This is a genomic window from Proteus sp. fly-1008, from assembly GCF_040140305.1.
Classification (GTDB): domain Bacteria; phylum Pseudomonadota; class Gammaproteobacteria; order Enterobacterales; family Enterobacteriaceae; genus Proteus; species Proteus vulgaris_B.
Map to the genome: position 1 here is coordinate 450,965 of NZ_JBEEWH010000001.1, position 24,918 is coordinate 475,882.

26 protein-coding genes are annotated in these 24,918 nt (G+C 39.1%); 8 read left to right on the forward strand and 18 right to left on the reverse strand.

Going from position 1 to position 24,918, the window contains the following annotated elements; all coding sequences use genetic code 11:
* Nucleotides 1-3 precede the first annotated feature (3 nt).
* A complete protein-coding gene (locus ABN256_RS02095) occupies nucleotides 4-291 on the reverse strand; it encodes a YcgL domain-containing protein (RefSeq protein WP_072068467.1) in 288 nt (95 codons plus the stop codon).
* Between the two features lie 133 nt (nucleotides 292-424).
* Between ABN256_RS02095 and minC the strand changes: the two genes are divergently transcribed.
* From minC to minE, 3 genes are read left to right on the forward strand one after another with little or no spacing between them, the layout of a single operon-like run.
* Complete coding sequence (minC, locus tag ABN256_RS02100) at nucleotides 425-1,126, forward strand: septum site-determining protein MinC (RefSeq protein WP_196554189.1); 702 nt, start codon at nucleotides 425-427, stop codon at nucleotides 1,124-1,126.
* 22 nt (nucleotides 1,127-1,148) lie between these two features.
* Nucleotides 1,149-1,961, forward strand: coding sequence for a septum site-determining protein MinD (gene minD / locus ABN256_RS02105; protein WP_099075461.1), 813 nt, complete (start codon nucleotides 1,149-1,151; stop codon nucleotides 1,959-1,961).
* A 3-nt stretch (nucleotides 1,962-1,964) separates the two neighbouring features.
* Complete coding sequence (gene minE, locus ABN256_RS02110) at nucleotides 1,965-2,234, forward strand: cell division topological specificity factor MinE (protein WP_072068194.1); 270 nt, start codon at nucleotides 1,965-1,967, stop codon at nucleotides 2,232-2,234.
* Nucleotides 2,235-2,607: 373 nt separating this feature from the next.
* Here minE and rnd read toward each other — a convergent pair whose 3' ends face one another.
* The 5 genes from rnd to yoaA all read right to left on the reverse strand — a co-directional run bounded on the left by rnd (nucleotide 2,608) and on the right by yoaA (nucleotide 9,235).
* The gene (rnd, locus tag ABN256_RS02115) at nucleotides 2,608-3,726 is read right to left on the reverse strand and encodes a ribonuclease D (RefSeq protein ID WP_340893074.1); all 1,119 of its coding nucleotides are present in this window, start codon (nucleotides 3,724-3,726) and stop codon (nucleotides 2,608-2,610) included.
* A gap of 98 nt (nucleotides 3,727-3,824) precedes the next feature.
* Nucleotides 3,825-5,513: a long-chain-fatty-acid--CoA ligase FadD gene (fadD, locus tag ABN256_RS02120; protein ID WP_115349821.1), complete on the reverse strand. Its 1,689-nt coding sequence runs from the start codon at nucleotides 5,511-5,513 to the stop codon at nucleotides 3,825-3,827.
* A 301-nt stretch (nucleotides 5,514-5,814) separates the two neighbouring features.
* A complete protein-coding gene (locus ABN256_RS02125) occupies nucleotides 5,815-6,411 on the reverse strand; it encodes a Slp family lipoprotein (RefSeq protein WP_072068197.1) in 597 nt (198 codons plus the stop codon).
* Between the two features lie 86 nt (nucleotides 6,412-6,497).
* Nucleotides 6,498-7,199: a tRNA (adenosine(37)-N6)-threonylcarbamoyltransferase complex dimerization subunit type 1 TsaB gene (gene tsaB, locus ABN256_RS02130; protein WP_349439046.1), complete on the reverse strand. Its 702-nt coding sequence runs from the start codon at nucleotides 7,197-7,199 to the stop codon at nucleotides 6,498-6,500.
* 92 nt (nucleotides 7,200-7,291) lie between these two features.
* Nucleotides 7,292-9,235, reverse strand: coding sequence for a DNA repair helicase YoaA (gene yoaA, locus ABN256_RS02135; RefSeq protein WP_082151759.1), 1,944 nt, complete (start codon nucleotides 9,233-9,235; stop codon nucleotides 7,292-7,294).
* Nucleotides 9,236-9,318: 83 nt separating this feature from the next.
* Between yoaA and ABN256_RS02140 the strand changes: the two genes are divergently transcribed.
* Nucleotides 9,319-9,663, forward strand: a complete 345-nt coding sequence (locus ABN256_RS02140) for a RidA family protein (protein ID WP_098942664.1) — start codon at nucleotides 9,319-9,321, stop codon at nucleotides 9,661-9,663.
* Between the two features lie 66 nt (nucleotides 9,664-9,729).
* On the opposite strand, the gene ABN256_RS02145 is transcribed toward ABN256_RS02140, so the two are convergent.
* From ABN256_RS02145 to zwf, 5 genes are all read right to left on the reverse strand, one after another.
* A complete protein-coding gene (locus tag ABN256_RS02145) occupies nucleotides 9,730-10,083 on the reverse strand; it encodes a lysozyme inhibitor LprI family protein (protein WP_349439048.1) in 354 nt (117 codons plus the stop codon).
* A gap of 6 nt (nucleotides 10,084-10,089) precedes the next feature.
* Complete coding sequence (locus ABN256_RS02150; protein WP_349439049.1) at nucleotides 10,090-10,695, reverse strand: hypothetical protein; 606 nt, start codon at nucleotides 10,693-10,695, stop codon at nucleotides 10,090-10,092.
* A 260-nt stretch (nucleotides 10,696-10,955) separates the two neighbouring features.
* Nucleotides 10,956-11,288 (reverse strand): multidrug/spermidine efflux SMR transporter subunit MdtI, encoded by a 333-nt coding sequence (gene mdtI / locus ABN256_RS02155; protein ID WP_196554185.1) that lies wholly within the window; start codon nucleotides 11,286-11,288, stop codon nucleotides 10,956-10,958.
* 2 nt (nucleotides 11,289-11,290) lie between these two features.
* Nucleotides 11,291-11,731, reverse strand: coding sequence for a multidrug/spermidine efflux SMR transporter subunit MdtJ (gene mdtJ, locus ABN256_RS02160; RefSeq protein ID WP_072068468.1), 441 nt, complete (start codon nucleotides 11,729-11,731; stop codon nucleotides 11,291-11,293).
* 574 nt (nucleotides 11,732-12,305) lie between these two features.
* Nucleotides 12,306-13,781 carry a glucose-6-phosphate dehydrogenase gene (zwf, locus tag ABN256_RS02165; protein WP_072068202.1) on the reverse strand — a complete coding sequence of 492 codons (1,476 nt, stop codon included), beginning with the start codon at nucleotides 13,779-13,781 and terminating at the stop codon, nucleotides 12,306-12,308.
* 350 nt (nucleotides 13,782-14,131) lie between these two features.
* On the opposite strand from zwf, the gene ABN256_RS02170 reads away from it, so the two are divergent.
* Both ABN256_RS02170 and pyk read left to right on the forward strand, forming a co-directional pair.
* A complete protein-coding gene (locus ABN256_RS02170) occupies nucleotides 14,132-14,974 on the forward strand; it encodes a MurR/RpiR family transcriptional regulator (RefSeq protein ID WP_196554184.1) in 843 nt (280 codons plus the stop codon).
* Between the two features lie 232 nt (nucleotides 14,975-15,206).
* Nucleotides 15,207-16,649 carry a pyruvate kinase gene (pyk, locus tag ABN256_RS02175; RefSeq protein ID WP_072068204.1) on the forward strand — a complete coding sequence of 481 codons (1,443 nt, stop codon included), beginning with the start codon at nucleotides 15,207-15,209 and terminating at the stop codon, nucleotides 16,647-16,649.
* Nucleotides 16,650-16,724: 75 nt separating this feature from the next.
* Here pyk and lpxM read toward each other — a convergent pair whose 3' ends face one another.
* The 3 genes from lpxM to znuA all read right to left on the reverse strand — a co-directional run bounded on the left by lpxM (nucleotide 16,725) and on the right by znuA (nucleotide 20,087).
* A complete protein-coding gene (lpxM, locus tag ABN256_RS02180) occupies nucleotides 16,725-17,699 on the reverse strand; it encodes a lauroyl-Kdo(2)-lipid IV(A) myristoyltransferase (protein WP_196554183.1) in 975 nt (324 codons plus the stop codon).
* A 105-nt stretch (nucleotides 17,700-17,804) separates the two neighbouring features.
* Complete coding sequence (gene mepM, locus ABN256_RS02185; RefSeq protein ID WP_349439051.1) at nucleotides 17,805-19,130, reverse strand: murein DD-endopeptidase MepM; 1,326 nt, start codon at nucleotides 19,128-19,130, stop codon at nucleotides 17,805-17,807.
* A gap of 12 nt (nucleotides 19,131-19,142) precedes the next feature.
* Nucleotides 19,143-20,087, reverse strand: a complete 945-nt coding sequence (gene znuA, locus ABN256_RS02190) for a zinc ABC transporter substrate-binding protein ZnuA (protein WP_072068207.1) — start codon at nucleotides 20,085-20,087, stop codon at nucleotides 19,143-19,145.
* 74 nt (nucleotides 20,088-20,161) lie between these two features.
* Between znuA and znuC the strand changes: the two genes are divergently transcribed.
* Both znuC and znuB read left to right on the forward strand, forming a co-directional pair.
* Nucleotides 20,162-20,887: a zinc ABC transporter ATP-binding protein ZnuC gene (gene znuC / locus ABN256_RS02195; RefSeq protein WP_115349826.1), complete on the forward strand. Its 726-nt coding sequence runs from the start codon at nucleotides 20,162-20,164 to the stop codon at nucleotides 20,885-20,887.
* Complete coding sequence (gene znuB / locus ABN256_RS02200) at nucleotides 20,880-21,665, forward strand: zinc ABC transporter permease subunit ZnuB (protein WP_196554182.1); 786 nt, start codon at nucleotides 20,880-20,882, stop codon at nucleotides 21,663-21,665. Before znuC ends, znuB begins: the two co-directional genes overlap by 8 nt.
* A gap of 90 nt (nucleotides 21,666-21,755) precedes the next feature.
* On the opposite strand, the gene ruvB is transcribed toward znuB, so the two are convergent.
* From ruvB to ABN256_RS02220, 4 genes are all read right to left on the reverse strand, one after another.
* On the reverse strand, nucleotides 21,756-22,763 hold the full coding sequence (ruvB, locus tag ABN256_RS02205) for a Holliday junction branch migration DNA helicase RuvB (protein ID WP_340893085.1): 1,008 nt from the start codon (nucleotides 22,761-22,763) through the stop codon (nucleotides 21,756-21,758).
* Nucleotides 22,764-22,775: 12 nt separating this feature from the next.
* Nucleotides 22,776-23,396 (reverse strand): Holliday junction branch migration protein RuvA, encoded by a 621-nt coding sequence (gene ruvA / locus ABN256_RS02210; protein ID WP_115349830.1) that lies wholly within the window; start codon nucleotides 23,394-23,396, stop codon nucleotides 22,776-22,778.
* A gap of 103 nt (nucleotides 23,397-23,499) precedes the next feature.
* Nucleotides 23,500-24,021 carry a crossover junction endodeoxyribonuclease RuvC gene (gene ruvC, locus ABN256_RS02215; protein ID WP_006536599.1) on the reverse strand — a complete coding sequence of 174 codons (522 nt, stop codon included), beginning with the start codon at nucleotides 24,019-24,021 and terminating at the stop codon, nucleotides 23,500-23,502.
* Between the two features lie 125 nt (nucleotides 24,022-24,146).
* Nucleotides 24,147-24,902 (reverse strand): YebC/PmpR family DNA-binding transcriptional regulator, encoded by a 756-nt coding sequence (locus ABN256_RS02220; RefSeq protein ID WP_072068212.1) that lies wholly within the window; start codon nucleotides 24,900-24,902, stop codon nucleotides 24,147-24,149.
* Between the last annotated feature and the right edge of the window lie 16 nt (nucleotides 24,903-24,918).

Sequence of the window (24,918 nt, forward strand, 5' to 3'; positions counted from 1 at the left end):
GATTTATTCAGTTTTTTCTGATTTTTTTAATTCATCTAAATAAGTATTTAACATACTTTCGACAGGTGGTGGAACTTGTAAGTAAAAACCCTGCTCAACTAATGCTTTTTTGACTTTTTCAATGTCAGCATGCGCTAAACGCTGTCTATCCGCGAGATTAAGCAACATTGCAAACTGAGGTTCGCCAAAACTTTGTAATAATTCGTCCGGGATTCGAGAAAAATCATCCTTTTTTTCGATGTATAAATAAGTTTGATCACGCTTGGTACTACGGTAAATTGCACAAATCATTTTCATTAAACTCTAATTATTAAAATAAGCGACTTGCCTGAATATTTTAGTAAATATAACATGCTTATATACTTTCGTAATATCGTCTCTGGTTTTTTGTGCCAGATTATAAAAAATTTACTGAGTCAGATAGATGTCAAACACGCCCATTGAGTTAAAAGGCAGTAATTTTACCCTTTCGGTACTTCATTTAAATGATGGAACACCGAAAGTTATTCGTCAGGCAATTTCAGAAAAAATTGCACAAGCGCCTCAATTTCTGAAAAACGCGCCTGTGGTTATCAATGTCTCTGCATTAGTAGATGATAATATTGATTTTAAAAAACTGAGGCGAATTGTAGAAGATGCTGGCTTACGTGTCGTGGGAATTAGTGGTAGTTCAAACGCTCAACAGAAAGAAGCGATAATTGCCGCACAGTTACCTATCTTAAATGAAGGTAAAATAGCTAAGCCAACAACTCAGGCAAATAACGATAAAACGAATGAAGCACAGTCAGTTGTGCGTCAAAAAACAAAAATCATCCATACCCCTGTACGTTCAGGGCAGCGCATTTATGCTCAAAATAGCGATTTAGTGGTTATTAGTAATGTAAGTGCAGGCGCTGAATTAATTGCTGATGGGAATGTGCATGTTTACGGTATATTGCGTGGACGTGTACTGGCTGGCGCATCGGGTGATCAAGAGAGTCATATTTTTTGTACGCATCTGTCTGCTGAACTTGTTTCCATTGCTGGTCAATATTGGCTAAGCGATCAAATTCCTACAGACTTTGTTGGTAAATCAGTACAACTGAGTTTGCAAGAGAATGAATTAACAATCGAGAACTTAATTTAGAGCATCGACAAGGAATCACTCCATGGCACGCATTATTGTTGTTACGTCAGGTAAAGGTGGGGTTGGTAAAACAACTTCCAGCGCGGCCATTTCTACCGGCCTCGCTCAAAAAGGTCATAAGACGGTTGTTATCGACTTTGATATTGGGTTACGTAATTTAGACCTTATTATGGGTTGTGAACGTAGAGTTGTTTATGATTTTGTTAATGTTATTCAGGGTGATGCTTCTTTAAATCAAGCATTGATTAAAGATAAGCGTACAGAGAACCTATTTATACTCCCTGCTTCACAAACAAGAGATAAAGACGCGCTCACTCGTGATGGTGTAGAACAAGTATTAGATGAACTCGATGAAATGGGGTTTGATTTTATTATTTGTGACTCTCCTGCTGGTATTGAAAGTGGCGCATTAATGGCCCTTTATTTTGCAGATGAAGCAATCATCACAACAAACCCAGAAGTTTCATCTGTGCGTGACTCCGACCGTATTTTAGGCATTCTCGCCTCTAAATCACGTCGTGCTGAGCGCGGTGAAGATCCAATTAAAGAACATCTGTTATTAACACGTTATAATCCAGGCCGAGTGAGCCGTGGCGATATGTTAAGCATGGAAGATGTTCTTGAAATTCTATGCATTCCACTTTTGGGTGTTATTCCCGAAGATCAATCTGTTTTACGTTCATCTAACCAAGGTGAACCAGTTATTTTAGATAGCGAGTCTGATGCGGGTAAAGCCTATTCGGATACAGTAAATCGTTTGTTAGGTGAAGAACATCCATTCCGTTTTATTGAAGAAGAGAAAAAAGGCTTTCTGAAACGCCTTTTTGGGGGGTAAAAGATGGCTTTACTAGATTTTTTCCTGTCGCGTAAAAAGCCGACAGCTAATATTGCCAAGGAGCGTTTGCAAATTATCGTCGCTGAACGTCGCCGTGGTGATAGCGAGCCAGCTTATTTACCTGATATGAAAAGAGATTTATTAGGTGTTATCTGTAAATATGTGCAGATAGATCCAGAGATGCTTTCTGTTCAATTTGAACAAAAAGGTGATGATATCTCTGTATTAGAGCTAAATGTGACCTTACCTGAAAGCGAAGAACCAACAAAGTAAATCATATTTTACGCTTTTTATAAGTCATTATTCACAGAGCCAACCATGAACTATAATTAATTTGATTGGCTCTGTGTTTAATTATATACAATTTGAATTCACCTGAATGCGCAAATAGCGCTATATCTCGTTGCTATTTTAATCATTGGTGATAAGTCACAGGAGCCATTTTATTTCGCAATAACATTTACTTTTACTGTTTCTATATTTAATGCATTTATTACTATCACCTATTCTTATAGGCGATATTTTTTGCATGAAAAAAATAAGAGCCTCTTAAGAGACTCCTATTGATTTTTCTTTCACAGAGATTATTGATGCGATTTATCAGCAATTTTATCTTCAGCAGTTAGAAAATCGTCTATCAACAAAATTAAGGGTATTGCGCCAGAATTTCCGTTATTTTTTCTTCTAATAAATCTTTACGCCAGCGCGAAATAAGCTCAGGCTGCCCTTCTTTTATTTTCCAATGAATACTTAATAACTGATTAATTTGTCTTCTTGAAGCCAATAATTCTGGGTTATAGCGCTTACTTTCACTCATTTCTTGAATAACGGATTTTATCGCTTTAAAAGCTTTTTTATAATTTGGTTGTTCAATGATATTGCCAATAGGCTCAGGACAATCTTCATCTTTGATCTCTTTAGCCTTAGCAACAAAATCTAATAAGCGGCGTCCATGACAACGAATTTCCTGACCTGAAAGCGATAATGCATCTAATTCAGCGAGTGATGTAGGAAGATAGCGAGCAACAGCCCATAAGTGTTCTTCTCTTACCACAAAATTGAGTGCCATATCACGCGCTTTAGCTTGGTTTAAACGCCACTCGGCTAACATTTTTAAACAGGCTAATTGCTGGCCTTTTAATTGCCATGCATTGCCAATATCACGATAAGCGAACTCAGGAGAAACCGTTTCTTGTCGACGTTGAGCTATCATTTCACATTCATCTACAATCGCCTCCATGTATCCGGCTTCTTCAGCTTCTGCAATAAGTTTTTTGGCTAATGGTAATAAATAGAAAACATCACCACTGGCATATTGACATTGCTTTTCCGTTAAGGGACGAGCCAACCAATCAGTGCGAGATTCGCTTTTATCTAATGCGATATCTTCATATTTCTCGACTAACGTTGCAAAGCCACAAGAAATCGGATAGCCCAAAAATGCAGCAACCACTTGAGTATCAATCATTGGTTTGGGAACACAACCAAACTGGTGAGAAAATACTTCGAGATCTTCACTCCCCGCATGGAGATATTTCATGATGTTTGGAGCAGTTAATAATTCAACGAAAGGAGTCCAATTTGTTATTGCTAGGGGATCAATAAGAGAGATCTGTTTACCATCATACATCTGAATCAAACCAAGATGCGGGTAATAGGTACGTATGCGGACAAACTCTGTATCTAATGCGATTTGTGAAGCTTGTGATGCGGCTTTACAAGCGGTTTCTAATGCAGTGTCTGTCGTAATCAATTGATAATTCAAAACAGGTTTCTCTTGTTTTTATGTCTAATGACTTTTTATGTAATGACAAAAACGCCGGTATAAACCGGCGAAATTGAAAAAGGTTATTGAGTGTTGTATCAAGATTCAGTTGAGGTTTTCAACTGTTTTTCTTCATTTCTTAACTCTCTGCGTAAAATTTTACCGACATTGGATTTTGGTAATTCATCACGAAACTCAATAATTTTAGGTACTTTATACCCAGTTAAGTAGCGACGACAGTGTGTTTTTATCTCATCTTCCGTCAATGTAGGGTCTTTTTTCACTATAAAAATCTTAACTGTCTCACCTGAATTTTTACTCGGTACACCAATTGCCGCTGATTCTAATACTTTAGGATGGCCCGTAACCACTTCTTCAACTTCATTAGGATAAACGTTAAATCCTGAGACTAAGATCATATCTTTTTTACGGTCAATAATACGAATAAAGCCTTCGTCATCCATTGTCGCAATATCACCCGTTGCAACCCAACCATCGTGTAAAACCTCGTCAGTGGCATCAGGGCGGTTCCAATATCCTTTCATGACCTGAGGTCCACGAACCCACATTTCACCGCCTACAGTTCGGTCAACTTCGTTACCTTCATCATCCATAAACTTAACGTCAGTTGAGGGTACAGGTAATCCAATACTACCACTGTATTTTTTCAGATTATAAGGATTACCAGTGACCAGAGGAGAACATTCTGTCAGGCCATAACCTTCTAATAAATGTTTGCCTGTTAACTCTTCCCACTCTTTGGCGACACTGCTTTGTACAGGCATACCACCACCAACAGAAAGATTTAGTTTGGAAAAATCAAGTTGACGAAATTCAGGATTTTGCAACCAAGCGTTAAATAACGTGTTTACACCTGTAATAGCCGTGACAGGGTAACGTGATAACTCTTTAATTGTCCCTTTCACATCACGAGGGTTAGTGATAAGTAAGTTTTTACCCCCAACTTCAATAAACAGCAGGCAATTAACGGTTAAAGCAAAGACGTGATACAGCGGTAATGCGGTGACCACTAGTTCTTTACCCACATTTAGAGCAGGAACATAAGCCGCTTTGGCTTGTTCAAGATTTGCCAACATATTGCGATGCGTTAGCATGGCGCCTTTAGCAATACCCGTTGTTCCACCTGTATATTGTAAGAATGCTAAATCGTTACCGGTAATTTCAGGTTTGATATATTGCATTCGATAACCGAAATGCATTGCTCTTCGAAATGAAATGGCATCAGGCAAATTATATTTAGGTACTAATCGTTTGATGTACTTAACAACAAAATCAACGAGTGTTGCTTTAGGGCGAGATAATTGATCACCCATTCGGGTTAAAATAACGTGCTTAATGCTGGTATTAAACACAATTTTTTCGAGTGTATGCGCAAAATTGGAGACAATAACAATGGCGCTTGCACCACTGTCATTTAACTGATGTTCAAGTTCTCTTGGTGTGTAAAGTGGGTTTACGTTTACGACAACCATGCCTGCACGAAGAATACCGAAAAGTGCGATAGGATATTGCAATAAATTAGGCATCATTAAGGCAACACGATCACCTTTTTTCAATCCTAAGCCATTTTGCAGGTATGCTGCAAAAGCACGGCTACGCTCTTCAAGTTTGCGATAAGTCATGACCTCGCCCATATTGATAAAGGCGGGTTGATCTGCGTAATTTGCGACAGCGTTTTCAAGCATCTCAGCAAGGGATGCGAAACGGTCCGGGTCAATTTCAGCCGGAACATCTGCCGGATAACGTTTAAGCCAGACTTTTTCCAAAGTAGTACTCCTGATTAATCGCACTTCTTGGGTTAATATTATGTTTCATTTTTAACAAAGTATTAACTCATCCTACCAGCACAAACAATTTTCTGTTGTGAAGATGAGAAGTGTGTCACTAAATATTTTATTTTTAGATTAACAAAAAAGAAGGCGGTCAAAACCGCCCTCTCTTTTATTTTTATTCAACTTTAATAACGCTATTAGATAGTTACCTAATATATTATAGATATCAATTATACACCGTTTCACCCAATTGGAGATGAAATATTATATTGTCATGCGATTACAAACCCATTTTTTATTCTAAAACGGGCACAACCTGACCAGTTCCATATGGATATCCACCATAACCACCATATCCATGATGATAACCCCAATATGGGCCATCACCATAATATCCCCATGTCATAACAGGTGCTGGCATAATCACTTGCTGTGTCAGTGTCCAACGTTTCATTCCTGTTACATCCATACGTAAAAATGGATAGCTCGCTTCCCCAACTTTTCCTGTTTCAACGCCTTTAATCGTTCCAACTACCGTTACATACTGGTTTTTATAATCTGTAGGATCTAAGAAATGCATGACATTTGCATAGAGACGCCCAATAGACGGCTGTTGTAATTCAGGTGCTGCATCATATTGAGAAAGTGGCATAACGGCAATTTCTAGCTGTGTGGATGATTGAAGATTTTTAACATCAATCACACGTCCGCCAAAACGACCTTCTTGACCTACATAAAGTTCAGGTGCTACAAAAATACCATTTAAATCAGTGACAGGCGTTGCTGATGTTCCTTTTATTGATTCAGGTATTGAGACACATCCCGTTAGAAACAAAGCACCAGACAAAAATAGTGTTTTGCTTACCAAACGGTAGTTTAATTGTCTTTTCATAAACCACCTCATTGCAAGTCATTATTGACGTTACTCTATAATATTATTATAGCTTTACTCTGTAATTTCTAATAGATATTCATAATCTATTCACGACCAGGTAGTTTTTTCCACGTAACTTCGTTACGCAAATAAACAGGTTCAGCCTCTTCTACTCTTGTGGCTTTTCCTTCATGCCAAGCAGTAACTGCAAGCGGTAGCATATCTTGTGCCGCCGGCAATGTAATATCAGTTTCAACAACGGTAAAAGGCAATGTCTCTTTTAATTCAGTATAGGCTTGCCAACCCGTACCCGCCATTGCCCAAGTACCCGTGGTTGATTGTAAGGCTTCAACAAAGTGTTCAGGTTTCATCACAGCTTCTGTTTCTTCACCTAACCAAATCCCTTCGTCGTTACGTTGATATTGAGCACAATAAATTTCACCCATACGTGCATCTATTGCGACTAAAACCTGCTTGATCCCTGTTGTTCTAAATACACCTTCTGCCATGGTGGCAAGTGATGATATACCAATCATGGGTAATTCAGCACCCAACGCGATACCTTGTGCAACACCAACACCAATACGAACCCCAGTAAAACTGCCTGGACCACGCCCAAAAGCAAGGGCATCTAATGATTGCAATGTTAAGTTCGCTTCTTCTAAGGCGCTTTTGACCATAGGTAAAATCTTTTGTGTATGTTCACGAGGTGAGATCTCAAAACGTGAAGCAACAACGCCTTCATTCCAAACTGCAACTGAACAAGATTCTGTTGCAGTATCTATTGCTAAAATTCGCAGTGACACGCCATAACTCCGGCAAATTCGATAATTAAAAGAGAAAGAATAATATCATAATAGTGTTCGACAGAATAAACACACATTCTGTGCGGTCGCTATTATGAACCCAATATTTCTTGTTTTTCATTCTGCTGTGCGCGTTGGCTCAAAAAACTCATGGTTTTTTCAAGAGAACGTGTTCGTGGTGAAGGGGGTAAACTGCTTAAAAAAACCTCTCCGTATGCACGAGAAACCAATCTATCATCACACACTATAATTGCGCCATAATCGTGTACATCACGAATTAATCGTCCAACACCTTGTTTTAAACTAATTACAGCATCCGGAATTTGCACATCCCTGAATGCATCACCACCCCGTAATTCACAATCTTCAATACGTGCTCTTAATAGAGGATCATCTGGTGCCGTAAAAGGTAATTTATCAATAATCACACAAGACAATGTATCACCGCGCACATCAACCCCTTCCCAAAAGCTTTGAGTTGCAACCAAAAGTGCATTTCCTGATGAGACAAATTTTTGCAGTAATTGTGTTTTACTCATTTCCCCTTGCATCAATACAGGTAATGGCAAACTGGCTTTAAACTCTTCGGCAAGTCCACGCATCATGGCATGTGAAGTACAAAGGAAAAAACAGCGTCCTTGATTCTTTAAAATAACTGGCGTTAGCATGGCGGCTAAACGTTTCGCCGTATAAGGCTGATTTAAGGGTGGCAAATAACGCGGTACACACAATAATGTTTGATGTTGATAATCAAAGGGGCTATTTAAAATCAATGTTGTTGCATTTTCTAAACCTAGCCTATCTGTATAATAAGACATTTGTTCATTTACAGAGAGTGTTGCCGAGGTAAATACCCAACTGCTTTTATGTGATTTAATTAATTCACGAAATTTATCTGCAACAGAAAGTGGCGTAATAGCCAGTAAGAAATGACGCCCATAACTTTCAAACCAGTAACTATAGCCCGGAATTGTGGTATCAATCAGACGTTTTAAGCGATTGCGATAAACAGTGGCTCGTTCAAAAGCACTATCAAGTAATTGACTTCGCCCTAACGATAGCTTCATAACGTCATAACTTAGTTCTAGCGCATCATCCAGTAACGTAAGAAAACGTTTTGTTTCACCACCCTGTAGCAGTTCTCGTAAATTACCTCGATAGCCTGTTTCACCTAATACTAAGCGAAAATCCATTACCATTTGAGTTAATCGATCGGCGCTTTTTTGCAATTGAACTTGATCACGCACTTCAGTGCGATAAGCAACGGTCATATCTCTAGCGAGATCAAAAAGCTGCCTACTAGTAAGTTGTTGACCAAAATAGTGGCTGGCAATATCCGGAATTTGATGAGCCTCATCAAAGATCATAATTTCAGCTTCCGGAATTAATTCACCAAAACCAGTATCTTTAACGACAGTATCCGCCATAAATAAATGGTGATTAACGACGACAATATCTGCATCCATTGCTTTTTTACGTGCGCTTAGAACATAGCACTCTTTATAGCGAGGACAATCACTTCCTAAACAGTTATCGTTAGTGCTCGTGACTAGAGGCCAAACTCGACTATCTTCTGCAACACTATGACAACGGCTAACATCACCATCTTCTGTCTGTGTTGACCATTGGCGCACATACATCACGTCAGATAATACTTCGGCTTCTAGATCACCACCACTGAGCATTTGTTGATCGAGCCGCTCTAAACACAAATAATTTGAACGCCCTTTTAATAAGGCCGTGTTGCCATCATAATTAATTGCTTCAATGATTGTCGGTAAATCCCGGCTATAGAGTTGATCTTGTAAGGCTTTAGAGCCTGTTGAAATAATGGTTTTTTTACCTGAACGCAAAGCAGGTACGAGGTAAGCATAGGTTTTCCCCGTTCCCGTACCAGCCTCCGCAATAAGTACACCCTGCTTATCAATAATATCTGTTATTGATTTCGCCATTTGTCGTTGAGCTTCACGGGGATGAAATCCAGGAATAGTTCGGGTTAAAATCCCGTTTTCTGCAAAATCGTCTGACACAGGCATACTCTTTTTATAAAATAAGACGTAAATTATGCCAGTGGATAATCAAAAGTACCACCTATGCCGTTAATACAAAGGAGAACTCAATGACAATTAAACGTATCGATCCCGAAGATCGCTGGTCTGAAGCGGTTATTCATAATGACACTATTTATTACACCGCTGTACCAGAGAATCTATCGGGCGATATTATTGAACAGACAGCAGATACATTAGCGGCAATCGATGTTTTATTACAACGCGTAGGTTCTGATAAAACTAAAATTCTTGATGCGACAATATTTTTAGCTGATAAAGCCGATTTTGAAGGAATGAATAAAGCATGGGATGCTTGGGTTGCTAAAGGTAGCGCGCCTGTACGCTGTACTGTGCAAGCACAATTAATGCACCCTGAATATAAAGTCGAAATTAAAATTATTGCAGCAATGTAAATACATTTATTAAGCACCTACTTTTATAGGTGCTTATTTTCTTTGATTTAACGTATTTTTATAATGTTATTTTAACTCAGGTATCCTATTTTTTATTGTCTCTGCATGACAACTGTATATTTTTGCTAATTTTTCATCACTGCCTTCAGATGTTACTTTCCCACAAATAAGATCTTTATTTTTTATCCACTGACGTTGGCCTAACAATAAAGCTTTTCTTTGTTCACTACTTAAACTTTGCCATCTATTATTTAATTCAGCATCTGCTGTAAGAAAATCTTGTTTTGCTTGAGAAAGTGAAAGTACTGGTGTTTCTTGCAAAGCCTGTCTTTGACGACGAACTTCTTGTTGCTCTAACGCCTGTTGACGTAGTGATCCTTGCTCTGCTTGTTGGTCTAATAGTTGTTGTTGACGCGTCAATTCTTGCTATTGGCGAAGTTCTTCTTGTCTCTTTTGTAATTCTTGCTCTTGCTGTTGTTGCAATATTCTTTGTTGTTCTCTAATTGGTTTTATTATAGAAAGAGCAGAAACAAAAGCGGCACCATTTGAAATACTGTTTTTAGCTGAAATATTCACAAAAACCGTTTTATTATCATCCGTTGGTTGAGTGGTATAATCAATCCTTGCTGAGAAAGTATTAGCATTTTGTTCTAATGAAAAGTCTTCAAGTGTCTTATCAAGATTACGATTAAATTCCATCCGATAATAGTCGTGCAATGTTTCATAATTATTTGCTGGTAATGTCATTGAAACCATTGCTGAACAAGATTTCATCGTACTGTTTGGATCATTAGATTTAGTCATTATTTCAGACACGTTAAAACTCATTTCTTCTAATGTTGTTCGTTTTAATTGATTAGTTACATCAGAATAACGGCTCGTTTGATGAGAAACTTCTTCTAGTGCTGTTTTTTTCAATGCTTCAATAAGAGAAACTTGTGTTAATTCTGAAGAGCAACCAATAGGCTCTGTTTTTTCTCCACACGCCGTTAACAAGAGAGGAAAGCATAAAGCAATATATTTTAGTTTCATGGTCATATTCCGATAATCTTAAATAGCTAAATTGTAAGTGTAAAATAGTTAAGTTTATTTTATATTAAATATTTTTAATTTCACTTTATTTAACGACTCTCTAAAACATCAATATTAACTACACCCAATAGATCAACCTTTTCTTGAGCATAAAAAAAGCTGAATTCAGAAAGAACTCAGCTTTTTTATATAACTTACTTTGTGCTGTGATAATCAGATTACTATCTTTATCAAAATCTCACTTATTATGTTAAGTAGATTTAAGCAAATTTAATCATTACCATACCAACCAGTAATAATATAATTCCACCCCATCCTTTATAATTGAGCCTCTGATTAAATAAGATCCAACCGGCAGCGATAGTTGCAATAATACCGAATGCTCCCCAAAGTGCATAAGCAACTGAAAGCTCTATCCCTTTGACTGCCATTGCTAGTGCACTAAACGCACCTAACACACAAAACAGTGATAAGATTCCTAATCCCATTCGGCTAAAGCCGTTAGACATTTTTAAAAATATATTGGCAATAATCTCAAGCACTACGGCAAGTATTAGGAACGCACCATGCCACCATTCAAATTGAGCTAGCATAATTAAGCCTCCTTGATATTGGCAGGAATTGGCTTATTCGCTCCTTTTACGGCACTCGCAACGTGCTTGGCTTTACCCGCGATACTTTTTACCGAATCGGTTGTTTTCTTAGCAACAGCCGATTTTTTAGTACCGGATTTGATAAGCGTGATCCCTGCAATTAACATCGCTAGACCACCTAACTTTAATGGTGACAGCGATTCACCAAACCACAGAACGCTGAATGTCGTAATAATGACAATTCCAATACCTTCCCATAGTGCATATGCTACACCTAATGCCACTTTCTTAACGGCTATGGCTAAAAAGATATAGGAAGTGGCAATCATTAACCACATCACTATCATACCGGTGTAGCCACCGCTTACACTGGCGTACTTCATTGATAAAGTACCGATAACTTCACAAACGATAGCTAATGCTAAAAATATCCAATAAATCATTTTTTCATCTCTCATACACATTTGAAATACGCCGAAACGTTTCTTGCGCAGGAAGATAAAGAATATGTAGATAGTCTTTCTGGCGGCAATAAAAGCCGAACGTTAAGGCAACGTCATTTCCTGATTGCGTCAGGAATTAAGATGAGAGATTTCTATAATGCGCCACACCAGTAGTGTTCGCTGGATAAAATAGCAGAAAGGAATAACTTATAGGTAGAACGTTTAACTTTGACGCTTTTGGCGCTAGTCATGATTATTTATTCTTTCATCGCACAGACCATCCGCACGATATACTCCGAACCCTCATATAAGATGGTTAAATGTTACATGATATTTCTATCACGCCGAATTATTTAAAGCAATGCCTTTTCGCAAAATATTTTTGTTAATTGATTGGTTTTATTTAAGTTTTAGTTTCTGACCAAAATCAAATTGCATAGTTAATCAGTGATTTTACGATCCTTCAGTAGTTTTATTCATCTAAATTGCTGTAATTATGCTTAAAGGTATTTAGCTGATAAAAAACACCCAGCATAGCTGGGTATTTTTCGTTAGAATGGAAAATCAAAATCAATCATTCAATTTCATTCCATGAACGACCATCACGAGTGATCATTGCAACAGATGCAACAGGTCCCCATGTACCCGCTTGGTAAGGCTTAGGCAGTTCATTGTCGCATTCCCATGCATTAATAATTGAATCAACCCATTTCCACGCTTCTTCTACTTCATCTCGGCGTACGAACAATGCTTGAATACCACGCATTGCTTCTAACAATAAACGTTCGTAAGCATCTGCTAAATGTGTTTGATTGAATGTTTCAGAGAAACTCAAGTCCAGTTTCGTAGTTTGTAAGCGATGTTTATGATCAAGACCAGGTGCCTTATTCAGCACCTCAATATCAATACCTTCATCTGGTTGTAAACGAATAGTCAGTTTATTTTGTGGTAACTCTTGATAAGTTTCACTAAAAATATTGAGTGCCGGTTTTTTAAAATAAACCACAACTTCTGAACATTTACTTGGTAGGCGTTTACCTGTTCTTAGATAAAACGGAACCCCTGCCCAGCGCCAGTTATCAATATCAGCACGGATAGCGACAAAAGTTTCTGTATGACTGGTTTTATTTGCACCTTCTTCATCAAGATAGCCTGGCACTTTCTTACCTTGTACAAAACCACCCGTATATTGCCCACGAACCGTTTTTTCGCGAATATTAGTGTTATCAATACGACGCAATGAACGTAAGACTTTCACTTTTTCTTGACGAATACTATCAGCGGTTAAATCAGCTGGTGGTGACATTGCTATCATCGTTAAGATCTGCAACAGGTGATTTTGTACCATGTCACGCATTTGACCCGCTTGATCGAAATATCCCCAACGCCCTTCAATACCCACTTCTTCTGCAACAGTTATTTGGACATGATCAATCGTTTTATTGTCCCAATTGTTAACAAACAGTGAGTTTGCAAAGCGCAGTGCTAATAGATTTAAAACTGTTTCTTTACCTAAATAGTGGTCGATACGATAAATTTGGCTCTCTTTAAAGTATTTCGCCACACTATCATTGATAGAAACAGAAGACGCTAAGTCTGTGCCCAATGGTTTTTCCATCACAACACGGTTTGGCTCTTTATTAAGTTTTGCATGGCCTAAACCTTTACACATTGCACTAAAGGTACTTGGTGGCATTGCAAAGTAGTAAATAGCGGGTAATTTGTCTTGTTTGAGGTGCTTTGATAGCTCAATGAAATGGTCTGTTTCATTGACATCAAGATTACAAAAATCTAAGCGATCACTTAAACGCTGCCAAATTTCAGGATTAATTTCTTCTTTTAAAAAAGTTTTTAATGCTTCGTGGGCAACATTTTTATATGCCTCGGCATCCCAATCAGCACGACCTACACCAATAATGCGAGAGTCAGGGTGAATATATCCTGCTTTTTCCAATTGATATAATGATGGAATAAGCTTGCGGCGTGCTAGATCCCCTTTCGTACCGAAGATAACCAGATCACAGGCCTGAGCAGTCGATATCGCTGCCATAGTACGTCTCCTCATGATGAGATTTTGTAATTTTGTTACAGAATTTTGTATTAATGTACTCTTTTGGGTGTATTCAGTAAATACGCTCGCACATTTAGTCTCTAACTTACCACACATATTGTAACGCTTCATTTTATGTCTAGTGTTTTATCCTTTCTTGTAACTTTACAACAGTTTTGTTTCTGATTTTCAGCTTTGAAAGTTAGACACACGTCATACTTTAACGAAAAAAGCCCTGTTTACCGATGGTTTGCACTGCAAGCCTTGTTCTTTGCGTAGTATATTTTCATAAAACCGTTATAGATTTCTCCTTTTATTGAAATTGGCAAAGCCAAGGATCTGTATATTTAATGAATATATTGGAAAGGGTTCAGTCTAATCTGGACATCTTGAGTAAATCAGAAAAAAAAGTTGCAGAAGCTGTTTTAACTGCACCACAAACTGTTATTCATTCTAGTATTGCCTTAATGGCTAAAACCGCTGATGTCAGCGAACCCACGGTTAATCGCTTTTGCCGTCGCATGGCAACCAAGGGATTTCCTGATTTTAAATTACAATTAGCACAGAGCATTGCTAACGGCACGCCTTATGTAAATCGTAATATTGATGATTCTGATACAGTCTCTTCTTATACCAATAAAATTTTTGAATCCGCCATGGCGGGACTTGAGAACGTTAAAAATAATATTGATATCGCCGCAATCAATCGTGCAGTTGATATTTTGACACAAGCTAAAAAAATCTCTTTTTTTGGCTTAGGCGCATCAGCGGCCGTGGCTCATGATGCCATGAACAAGTTTTCTCGTTTTAATATTCCTGTTACTTACTTTGATGACGTTGTTATGCAGCGTATGAGTTGTATCAATAGCGCTGATGGTGATGTTGTCGTGGTTATCTCCCATACGGGGCGGACTAAAAATCTCGTTGAAATAGCTAAAATTGCACGTGAAAACGATGCTGCAGTGATTGCTATTACGACACCCGGCTCACTTTTAGCCTCTGAAGCCACCCTTCCTATTTTACTTGATGTGCCTGAAGATACTGATATCTACATGCCAATGATCTCCCGCCTTGCACAACTCACTATTATTGATGTTCTCGCGACAGGATTTATTTTACGTCGAGGACCAAAATTCAGAGATAACTTGAAGCGCGTCAAAGAAGCTTTACGTGATTCACGGTTTGATAAGTAACCGTTTTTAATTATTCTGTTAGTATTGTCACACTTCCTATTGTGCCCCTGACTAGATAACTTTTTGAAAACTGGTAGCATATCTGCGAGCTAACTCTCGCATATGATGAAAACAGTAGTGTATGTTGCAATTAGCTTGATGCGTTTCACTTAACATATTGGATAAAATATTGTCTAATTTCTGTTTTATCCAATAGCCAACACCTTTTCGTTCAAGGTCAACGGAGTAATACATGTCCAGACGGCTCAGAAGAACAAAAATTGTTACCACCTTAGGCCCAGCAACAGATCGTGATAATAACTTAGAAAAAATTATTATTGCTGGTGCAAATGTTGTTCGATTAAATTTCTCTCATGGTTCTGCGGAAGATCATCTTGCTCGCGCTAATCGTACGCGTGAAATTGCAGCAAGATTGGGTCGCCATGTTGCTATTCTTGGAGATTTACAAGGCCCTAAAATCCGTGTTTCTACATTTAAAGACGGAAAAGTTTTCCTGAATGTCGGTGATAAATTCTTGCTTGATGCCGCCCTTGAAAAAGGTGAAGGCAATCAAAATCAAGTCGGCATTGACTATAAAGGCCTACCTGCCGATGTGGTTCCTGGTGATATTTTGCTACTCGATGATGGTCGCGTTCAGTTAAAAGTTCTCAAAGTTGATGGACTAAAAGTCTTTACTGAAGTCACTGTGGGTGGCCCTTTATCTAATAATAAAGGAATTAACAAGCTCGGTGGCGGTCTTTCTGCAGATGCATTAACAGAAAAAGATAAACAAGATATTATTACGGCAGCTAAAATTGGTGTCGATTATCTTGCTGTTTCATTTCCAAGAACAGGTGAAGATCTTAACCTCGCTCGGCGTTTAGCCCGTGATGCAGGTTGTGAATGTCAAATCGTATCTAAAGTAGAGCGAGCTGAAGCGGTAGCTAATGATGAAATTATCGATGAAATCATTATGGCATCCGATGTTGTGATGGTAGCTCGTGGTGATTTAGGCGTTGAAATTGGCGATCCTGAACTTGTTGGTGTGCAGAAAAAATTAATTCGCCGTGCTCGTCAGCTTAATCGTGTTGTTATCACAGCTACTCAAATGATGGAGTCAATGATAACAAACCCAATGCCAACTCGGGCAGAAGTTATGGACGTTGCTAATGCGGTGTTAGATGGCACTGATGCCGTTATGCTTTCGGCAGAAACTGCAGCAGGACAATATCCAGCAGAAACAGTCGCTTCAATGGCACAAGTCTGTTTAGGGGCTGAAAAAATGCCTGCGGCTAATGTTTCTAAGCATCGCTTAGATATGGTGTTTGATACCGTGGAAGAAGCAATTGCGATGTCCACTATGTATGCCGCTAACCACATGAAAGGCGTTAATGCGATTATTGCGATGACAGAATCAGGCCGTACTGCACGCATGATGTCTCGTATTAGCACCGGTTTACCTATTTTCTCAATGTCTCGCCATGAGAAAACACTAAATCAAACAGCACTTTATCGTGGTGTTACGCCTGTTTACTGTAGTACTCACACTGATGGTATTGCTGCCGCTAACGAAGCAATTTCTCGTTTGCGTGATAAAGGTTTCTTAGTTTCTGGCGATTTAGTGCTAGTCACTCAAGGTGACCTTATGGGTACAATCGGTAGCACTAATACATGCCGTATTTTGACGGTTGAATAATACCCAGTTGTAAATCTTAATAACAAAACGGGCACTTAATTAAGTGCCCGTTTTTTATATTTACTTATTAACTGACTAATCCAATATATTTTCACGCGAGTAAGGCTCTATTTCGCCCTCTTTACGTGTCTTCAGTAATTTTAAGATCCAAGTATATTGTTCAGGGGTTGGTGCCACTAGTGCTTCTAACTCTTCATTCATTCTACGTGCAATGTACGCATCATCTTTATCTTCAATATCATCCATCGGCTCACGAATAATAATGTGAAGTTGATGTGTTTTATGACAATAGACTGGGAACAAAGGCACAATAGCGGCTCGGCATACTTTCATTAAACGCCCAATCGCAGGTAATGTTGCTTTATATGTACCAAAAAAATCCACAAATTGGCTATGCTCTGCGCCATGATCTTGATCAGGCAAATAATATCCCCAAAAGCCTTGTCGAACAGAAGAAATAAATGGCTTAATGCCAGCTTCGCGCGAATGTAATCGTCCATCAAAATGGTGGCGTGCTTTATTCCATAAATAATCAGCCACGGGATCTTTTTGGTGGTGGAACATAGCCGCCATTTGCTGGCCTTTGGCTGCTAATAACATTGCAGGGATATCAACTGCCCAACCATGTGGCACCATAAAAATGACATTACGGCCTTGCTCTTTAAAACGTTCGATGATCTCCAAGCCTTGCCAGCTTGTTCGTTTTAATATGTGCTCAGGCCCTCTTAAACAAAGCTCTGCTAACATTACAAAGGATTGAGGAGCCGTTTCAAACATACTATCAAGAACTGTTTCACGTTGTGTTTTATCCCATTTTGGAAAACAGTATCTCAAATTGATATCTGCACGACGTCTTGCGCTTTTCGCTTTACGCCCAACAAAACGACCAATAGAAGCAAGAAATGGATCACGCCATTTAACTGGCATATAAGCCAATGCACTTAAAACACCAGCACCTATCCAAGTTCCCCAGTGACGAGGATGTAAATATGCACGGTGAAAAGTAGGCACATAACCCGCTTTGCTATCTGTATCTTTTTCTTTATTCATCAGATAACTCTCTGAACTGACACCCCTAATAGGCGTAAAAAACGTTAAAACAAAAACGGATGATATCAATCATCCGCTTTTATGTCTTTAAAATCGTGTTTATTGTCAATCGGCTAGCACTAATTGAGGCTTAATCTCTTTGACTTTAGCTAGGTATTCTTGCTTATCTTTGCCTGTTAAACCATCAGCTCGAGGTAATGTTGCCGTTAATGGATTAACTGCTTGTTGGTTGATCCACAGTTCATAGTGTAAATGAGGTCCTGTAGAACGCCCTGTATTACCTGATAACGCAATTCTATCGCCACGTTTAACACGTTGCCCTGGTTTTACTAATAATTGACGCAAATGCATATAACGCGTGGTGTATTGGCTACCATGGCGAATAGCGATAAAGTTACCTGCGGCACCACTATATTTTGCCACAATCACTTCACCATCCCCTGTTGCTAATACTGGTGTACCCACTGGCATAGCAAAATCGACACCTTTATGAGCCGCTAAACGTCCTGTAACTGGGTTAATACGACGAGGATTAAATTGAGAAGACACTCTAAACTGTTTGACCGTTGGGAAACGCATAAACCCGCGTTCTAATCCACCTGCTTGGCTATCGTAAAAACGGCCATCTTCAGCAAGGAACGCATAATAATCTTTACCGGCACTACGTAAACGGACACCAATTAGCTCACTTTGCTCAGTGCGCCCATCAAGCACTTCACGAGAAAACAGTGCCGCAAATTGGTCACCACTTTGTAATTTTTTAAAGTCTACTTGCCATTGTAATGCTTTAGTAACAGCGCGTGCTTCAGCGTTAGTTAAACCTGCGTTTGTTGCACTAACAGAAAAACTGCCTCGAATAACACCAGTCGTTACGCTATTTTTCCATTCCCCTTTCTGGAATTCTTTTGTTTCTTTAAAACCCGCTTCTGTACGAGTATAAACGCGAGTTTCGCGACGAGAAACACCCCAGCTTAATTCTTGAAGTAACCCACTATCATCAAGTTCCCAGCTAATTGGTTGCCCAATTTTGAGATTTCTGAGATCTTTATTTTGATTAGAGATAGTCGCAATATCAGCAGAATCAATACCAAACTGAGTCAGTATTGAGCTTAACGAATCGCCACTAGACACAATATAAGTATGAGGAACTTGTGCGACTGTTGTACTTGCATCAATACCATCATCTGCACCAACCAAGCCTTCGTCTGTAAGCTGATCGCTACTATCTGTGATGATGTCATCGGTATTTTCGCCTTGATTAGCAAGAGGCATTTGAATACTGACAGGAACTTCTCGACTTTGTTCATTTTGAAGAACCACTGGCCGCCAAATCGCGACGGCCAATGTTGCTGCAGTTAACGAACCAAGCATGATTTTATGTGGGAGTGGTAAACTTAAATATACCTGTGCAATGGATTTCTTCTGCTGCACGCTCTTAATTCCTTATTGTGTTTCATTCAGGCAGCTCGCATATTGGTTAGCTAGTTGGGTAAGGAATTTTACATAGCTCTCTTGAGTTAGAGCAATCCCACTTCCTAGGGGGTCTAATACACCCATTTTAACCCCAGTGCCTTTCGCCACTGTTTCTATTACTGTCGGCCTAAATTGTGGCTCAGCAAAAATGCAGGTTGCTTTTTGCTCAACCAACTGTGTTCGTATTTGATGTAATTTCTGTGCACCTGGCTGTATTTCAGGGTTGATAGTAAAATGACCTAATGGCTTTAAATTATAATGTTTTTCGAAGTAGCCATAAGCATCATGAAAGACAAAATAACCCTTATTTCTAACAGGCGACAGAATATTAACAAGATTTTTATCAGTTTGCTTGAGTTGTTCGCTGAATTTACCTAGGTTTACGTCCAGAAGTTCTTTTTTATCTGGATAAAGTGCAATTAACCTTTCATGGATCTGTTTTGCAGACGACAACGCAATCTCTGGTGATAACCAGATGTGCATATTATAATCACCGTGAGAATGATGTTCGTGATTTTCCTCATGTTTATGCACATTGTCATCATCATCTTTCAATAAAAGCGACTTTATTTCGTTAGTTTCTGCTAAGGCCAACTTATGATTGTCTGTAAGTCTGTTTAATGGCCTATCTAAAAACACTTCCATATCAGGCCCAATCCATACCATTAGGTCTGCGGAAGTAATTTTTTTTAAATCAGAAGGTTTTAACGCGTAATCATGTGGAGATGCACCATCCGGTAATAAAACTTCCGTTGGGGTCACCCCGTCAGCGATAGCTGCAGCAATAAACCCGATAGGTCGAATAGAAGCCACCACATCAGCCTGAACAGAAGCGCTGAATGAACTTATCATTACAGTCGCTAAAAATGATTTCAATAAAAAACGATGCGCAAATTTGTTGTTTTTATGTAACATAGGAAGAATTCTCGTGAATCGTCATTGGAAATGTTATATTATAACGTTTCAATGATTCTGCAAGTGCTAATTTTATGTCTGACTTGATTTGTTTAAAATCGGTTTCTGTTTCTTTTGGTGAAAGAGAAATTTTAAAAGATATCTCTTTTGATTTAAAAGCAGGCCGTATTCTTACTTTACTTGGCCCTAATGGTGCAGGTAAATCCACGGTTATCCGTTTAGTTCTTGGGTTATTAAATCCAACATCAGGAAAAGTAGAACGCCATAATACGTTACGTATTGGCTATGTTCCTCAAAAACTTTATCTTGATCCCACAATGCCATTAACAGTTAAGCGCTTTATGACGCTAAAACCAGGTGTGCAAGATAAAGATATTCTCCCTGCCCTTGAGCGTGTTAATGCAGCTAAATTACTCAATCAGCCAATGCAAAAACTGTCTGGTGGTGAATCTCAGCGCGTGTTGTTAGCAAGAGCCTTGCTTAATCAACCTCAACTTTTAGTCTTGGATGAGCCGACTCAAGGTGTTGATGTTAATGGCCAATTAGCACTTTATGATTTGATTAATCAACTTCGTAATGAATTAGGTTGTGCTATTTTGATGGTTTCTCATGATCTTCATCTTGTGATGGCAAAAACAGACGAAGTGCTCTGTTTAAATGGTCATATTTGCTGTTCTGGTACACCTGACGTGGTTTCTTCTCATCCTGAATTTATTGCCATGTTTGGAAGCCGTGGTGCTGAACAACTCGGTATTTATCGTCATCATCACCAGCATAGTAAGGAGTGTCGTCATGATTGAGTTGCTGTTACCGGGCTGGATTGCCGGTATGCTCTTAGCAATGGCGGCGGGCCCTTTGGGCTCTTTTGTCGTTTGGCGTCGTATGTCTTATTTTGGCGATACCTTAGCTCATGCCTCACTACTTGGTGTTGCTTTTGGTTTGCTATTTAATATCGAGCCTTTTTATGCCGTTATTGTAGTCACTCTTCTTTTAGCTGTTTTGTTAGTGTGGTTAGAATTAAAACCACAACTTTCTGTTGATACTCTTTTAGGGATCATGGCACACAGTGCGCTTTCTTTAGGGCTTGTGGTTGTTAGTTTAATGTCCAATGTACGTGTTGATTTAATGGCATACCTATTTGGTGATTTACTCTCGGTTAACTATCAAGATGTTATTAGTATTTTTATTGGCGTTGTGATTGTTTTATTTGTGATTATCCGTTCATGGCGTCCACTACTTTCTATGACCATTAATCAAGATATGGCTTTTGTTGATGGTGTAAATATTCAGAAAGAACGTTTAAAGCTAATGATGATCACCGCACTAACCATTGGTTTAGCCATGAAATTTGTAGGGGCGCTGATCATTACCTCTTTACTCATCATCCCTGCGGCAACAGCCCGTCGTTTTGCTCGTTCACCAGAACAAATGGCTCTGATTGCAATCGCTGTTGGTATGCTAGCAATTACTGGCGGTTTAACCTTCTCTGCTTTATATGATACTCCCGCTGGCCCTTCTGTGGTTTTAGCTGCGAGTTGTCTATTTATCTTGAGTCTATTTGTCCCTTCAAAACAGTAATTGAAATATAAAATAAGATTTTATGCAAAAAATAACCCTCACTATTAATTTTTAGTGAGGGGTATTTTTTAATGATTGATTATGAATAAATTAGTCTTCCATAATTCGATTAAAATGACGATAGGCATGATTAGTGGCAACACGGCCTCTTGGTGTACGCTGAATAAACCCTTGCTGTATTAAATAAGGCTCTAACACATCTTCAATGGTTTCTCGCTCTTCACCAATAGCGGCCGCAAGGTTATCTAATCCCACCGGACCACCCATAAATTTATCAATGATGGCAAAAAGTAATTTACGATCTAAATAGTCAAAACCCGCAGCATCTACATTTAACATATCAAGTGCTTTAGAGGCGGTATCCTCATCGATGGCTCCATTACCTTTGACCTGTGCAAAGTCTCGTACTCGGCGTAACAATCGATTAGTAATACGTGGTGTACCGCGTGAACGCATTGCAATTTGACGGGCTCCTTCATCTGTCATCTCTAGTCCCATAAAGTTAGCGCTACGAGAGACAATGTGTTGGAGATCGTCAACATTATAAAATTCAAGACGTTGCACAATACCAAAACGATCACGCAAAGGTGACGTTAAAGAGCCAGCTCTTGTGGTTGCTCCCACTAAAGTAAATGGCGGTAGATCAATTTTAATCGAACGTGCGGCAGGCCCTTCACCAATCATAATATCGAGTTGGTAATCTTCCATTGCAGGATAAAGGATTTCCTCAACCACGGGAGAAAGTCGATGAATTTCATCAATAAACAGTACGTCATGAGGCTCAAGGTTAGTTAGCATTGCGGCTAAATCTCCTGCTTTTTCAAGCACAGGCCCTGATGTTGTACGCAAATTAACCCCCATTTCATTGGCAATGATATTTGCCAATGTCGTTTTACCTAATCCGGGAGGGCCAAAAATAAGCAAATGGTCGAGTGCATCATGACGTAATTTAGCCGCCTGAATAAAAATCTCCATCTGTTCACGAACTTGTGGTTGCCCAACATATTCGGCAAGAGATTTAGGGCGAATAGCCCTATCTATTATTTCTTCTTCAGGTTGTTGAATTTCTGCTGAAATCAGGCGATCTGCTTCAATCACAATGTGTTACTCCTAAATAGCCGCGCGCAATGCTTCTTTGATAAGCGTTTCACTATCTGAACCCAGTTTTGCTACTTTACTGATCATTTTTGCTGCTTCTTGTGGTTTATAACCCAATGCGATTAATGCAGCAGAAGCTTCAGCTTCAATATCAGCCACTTTTGGTGCTTTAGGCGAAGCACTTTCTGGTAATTCAATATCGCTATTTTCGAATAAATCACCATTAAGACCCTTAAAGCGGTCTTTCATTTCAACCACTAAACGTTCTGCTGTTTTCTTACCTACGCCCGGTAATTTTACTAATGAAGTGATAGATTCATTTTCAATGGCGGTCACAAATTGGCGAGCAGACATACCAGATAAAATGGCTAAAGCGAGTTTAGGTCCCACACCATTGACTTTAATTAATTCACGAAAGAGTGCGCGCTCTTGTTTTTGGTTAAAACCATAGAGTAATTGAGCATCTTCACGCACGATAAATTGCGTATAGATAATGGCTTCTTGGCCAATATCAGGCAGTTCATAAAAACAGGTCATTGGCATATTAATTTCATAACCTACACCATTACCTGCCTCGATCAGCACCACTGGTGGCTGTTTTTCAAGAATAATTCCTCTGATACGACCTATCACCCTAACGCCTCCGCAAATATATTTACGCCAAGTTTATAACATAAAAAAAGCTGAACGTATATCCAGCCTGTGAAAAACCAAAGACATTTACCAAGATAACAACTTATCTTAATCGACCTCGCGTTAAAACCAATCGAGGATCACCCACACGTAATAAATTTTGGTTAAAGTGGCAATGTGTAATAGCAATTGCCAAGGCATCAGCGGCATCTGATTGTGGTGCAGCAGATAACTTTAATATTGAACGCACCATATGTTGCACTTGGCTTTTTTCGGCAGCGCCTGTCCCCACAACCGTTTGTTTAACTTGGCGAGCTGCATATTCAAAAACAGGTAAATCGTTATTTACTGCAGCCAGTATCGCCACACCTCGTGCTTGCCCTAGTTTTAATGCAGAATCCGCATTTTTAGCCATAAACACTTGTTCAACCGCAAATACATCAGGCGAAAATTGCGTAATTATTTCGCTAACACCTGCATAAATACGTTTAAGTCGATTAGGAAGGTCGGGAACTTGTGTACGAATACAACCACTTCCCAAATAGATAAGTTGTCGCCCTTGTTGTCGAATTACACCGTAGCCTGTAACACGCGAACCGGGGTCTATACCTAGAATGATAGCCATATCAATTCCTGTTGCCGATATGGTCGATGGCGAGAGAAAAGAGCAAGAAAATCTGCTCTGCTCTTCTCTTCGCACTTTTTAATAACAGCAATCAAAACTGTTATTTTCGATAATCGTTATAACGATTACAGGATATCTTCCAGTTGTTTTGCAACTTCATCAGAGATATCACCGTTGTGATACACTTCCTGCACGTCATCACTATCTTCTAACATATCAATAAGACGCATTAGTTTTGGTGCTGTTTCAATATCCAATTCTGCTTTTGTTGATGGGATCATGGAAACTTCTGCAGCTTCAGCGACAAAACCAGCCGCATCCATTGCATCTTTCACTTCACCAAATGATTCTGGTGTAGTGTAAACATCTATAGCGCCATCATCATAAGTTTCAACGTCATCCGCACCTGCTTCTAATGCAGCTTCCATCACAGCATCTTCATCAACACCCGGTGCGTAAGAAATTACACCTTTTTTGGTGAAAAGATAAGAAACTGAACCGTCCGTTCCTAAGTTACCCCCTGTTTTGGTAAATGCATGGCGAACATCGGAAACAGTACGGTTACGATTATCACTTAAGCATTCAACCATCACAGCAGTACCCGCAGGGCCATAGCCTTCATAGATGATAGTTTCCATATTATCATTTTCATCATTACCCACACCGCGTGCAATCGCACGGTTTAAGGTGTCACGAGTCATGTTGTTTGATAATGCTTTATCAACTGCCGCACGTAAACGTGGGTTAGTTGCAGGATCACCACCACCTAAACGTGCTGCTGTAACTAATTCACGGATGATTTTAGTGAAAATTTTACCGCGTTTTGCATCTTGCGCTGCTTTACGGTGTTTTGTATTGGCCCATTTACTATGACCTGCCATGAAAATATCTCCAAAC

What these genes read in the sequence shown, in the direction of transcription:
- ABN256_RS02095 (WP_072068467.1), bottom strand. Translation starts at nt 291, where the DNA reads ATGATTTGTGCAATTTACCGTAGTACCAAGCGTGATCAAACTTATTTA.
- minC (WP_196554189.1), top strand. Translation starts at nt 425, where the DNA reads ATGTCAAACACGCCCATTGAGTTAAAAGGCAGTAATTTTACCCTTTCG.
- minD (WP_099075461.1), top strand. Translation starts at nt 1,149, where the DNA reads ATGGCACGCATTATTGTTGTTACGTCAGGTAAAGGTGGGGTTGGTAAA.
- minE (WP_072068194.1), top strand. Translation starts at nt 1,965, where the DNA reads ATGGCTTTACTAGATTTTTTCCTGTCGCGTAAAAAGCCGACAGCTAAT.
- ABN256_RS02125 (WP_072068197.1), bottom strand. Translation starts at nt 6,411, where the DNA reads ATGAAAAGACAATTAAACTACCGTTTGGTAAGCAAAACACTATTTTTG.
- yoaA (WP_082151759.1), bottom strand. Translation starts at nt 9,235, where the DNA reads ATGCCTGTGTCAGACGATTTTGCAGAAAACGGGATTTTAACCCGAACT.
- ABN256_RS02140 (WP_098942664.1), top strand. Translation starts at nt 9,319, where the DNA reads ATGACAATTAAACGTATCGATCCCGAAGATCGCTGGTCTGAAGCGGTT.
- ABN256_RS02150 (WP_349439049.1), bottom strand. Translation starts at nt 10,695, where the DNA reads ATGAAACTAAAATATATTGCTTTATGCTTTCCTCTCTTGTTAACGGCG.
- mdtI (WP_196554185.1), bottom strand. Translation starts at nt 11,288, where the DNA reads ATGCTAGCTCAATTTGAATGGTGGCATGGTGCGTTCCTAATACTTGCC.
- mdtJ (WP_072068468.1), bottom strand. Translation starts at nt 11,731, where the DNA reads ATGATTTATTGGATATTTTTAGCATTAGCTATCGTTTGTGAAGTTATC.
- zwf (WP_072068202.1), bottom strand. Translation starts at nt 13,781, where the DNA reads ATGGCAGCGATATCGACTGCTCAGGCCTGTGATCTGGTTATCTTCGGT.
- ABN256_RS02170 (WP_196554184.1), top strand. Translation starts at nt 14,132, where the DNA reads ATGAATATATTGGAAAGGGTTCAGTCTAATCTGGACATCTTGAGTAAA.
- pyk (WP_072068204.1), top strand. Translation starts at nt 15,207, where the DNA reads ATGTCCAGACGGCTCAGAAGAACAAAAATTGTTACCACCTTAGGCCCA.
- lpxM (WP_196554183.1), bottom strand. Translation starts at nt 17,699, where the DNA reads ATGAATAAAGAAAAAGATACAGATAGCAAAGCGGGTTATGTGCCTACT.
- znuA (WP_072068207.1), bottom strand. Translation starts at nt 20,087, where the DNA reads ATGTTACATAAAAACAACAAATTTGCGCATCGTTTTTTATTGAAATCA.
- znuC (WP_115349826.1), top strand. Translation starts at nt 20,162, where the DNA reads ATGTCTGACTTGATTTGTTTAAAATCGGTTTCTGTTTCTTTTGGTGAA.
- znuB (WP_196554182.1), top strand. Translation starts at nt 20,880, where the DNA reads ATGATTGAGTTGCTGTTACCGGGCTGGATTGCCGGTATGCTCTTAGCA.
- ruvC (WP_006536599.1), bottom strand. Translation starts at nt 24,021, where the DNA reads ATGGCTATCATTCTAGGTATAGACCCCGGTTCGCGTGTTACAGGCTAC.
- ABN256_RS02220 (WP_072068212.1), bottom strand. Translation starts at nt 24,902, where the DNA reads ATGGCAGGTCATAGTAAATGGGCCAATACAAAACACCGTAAAGCAGCG.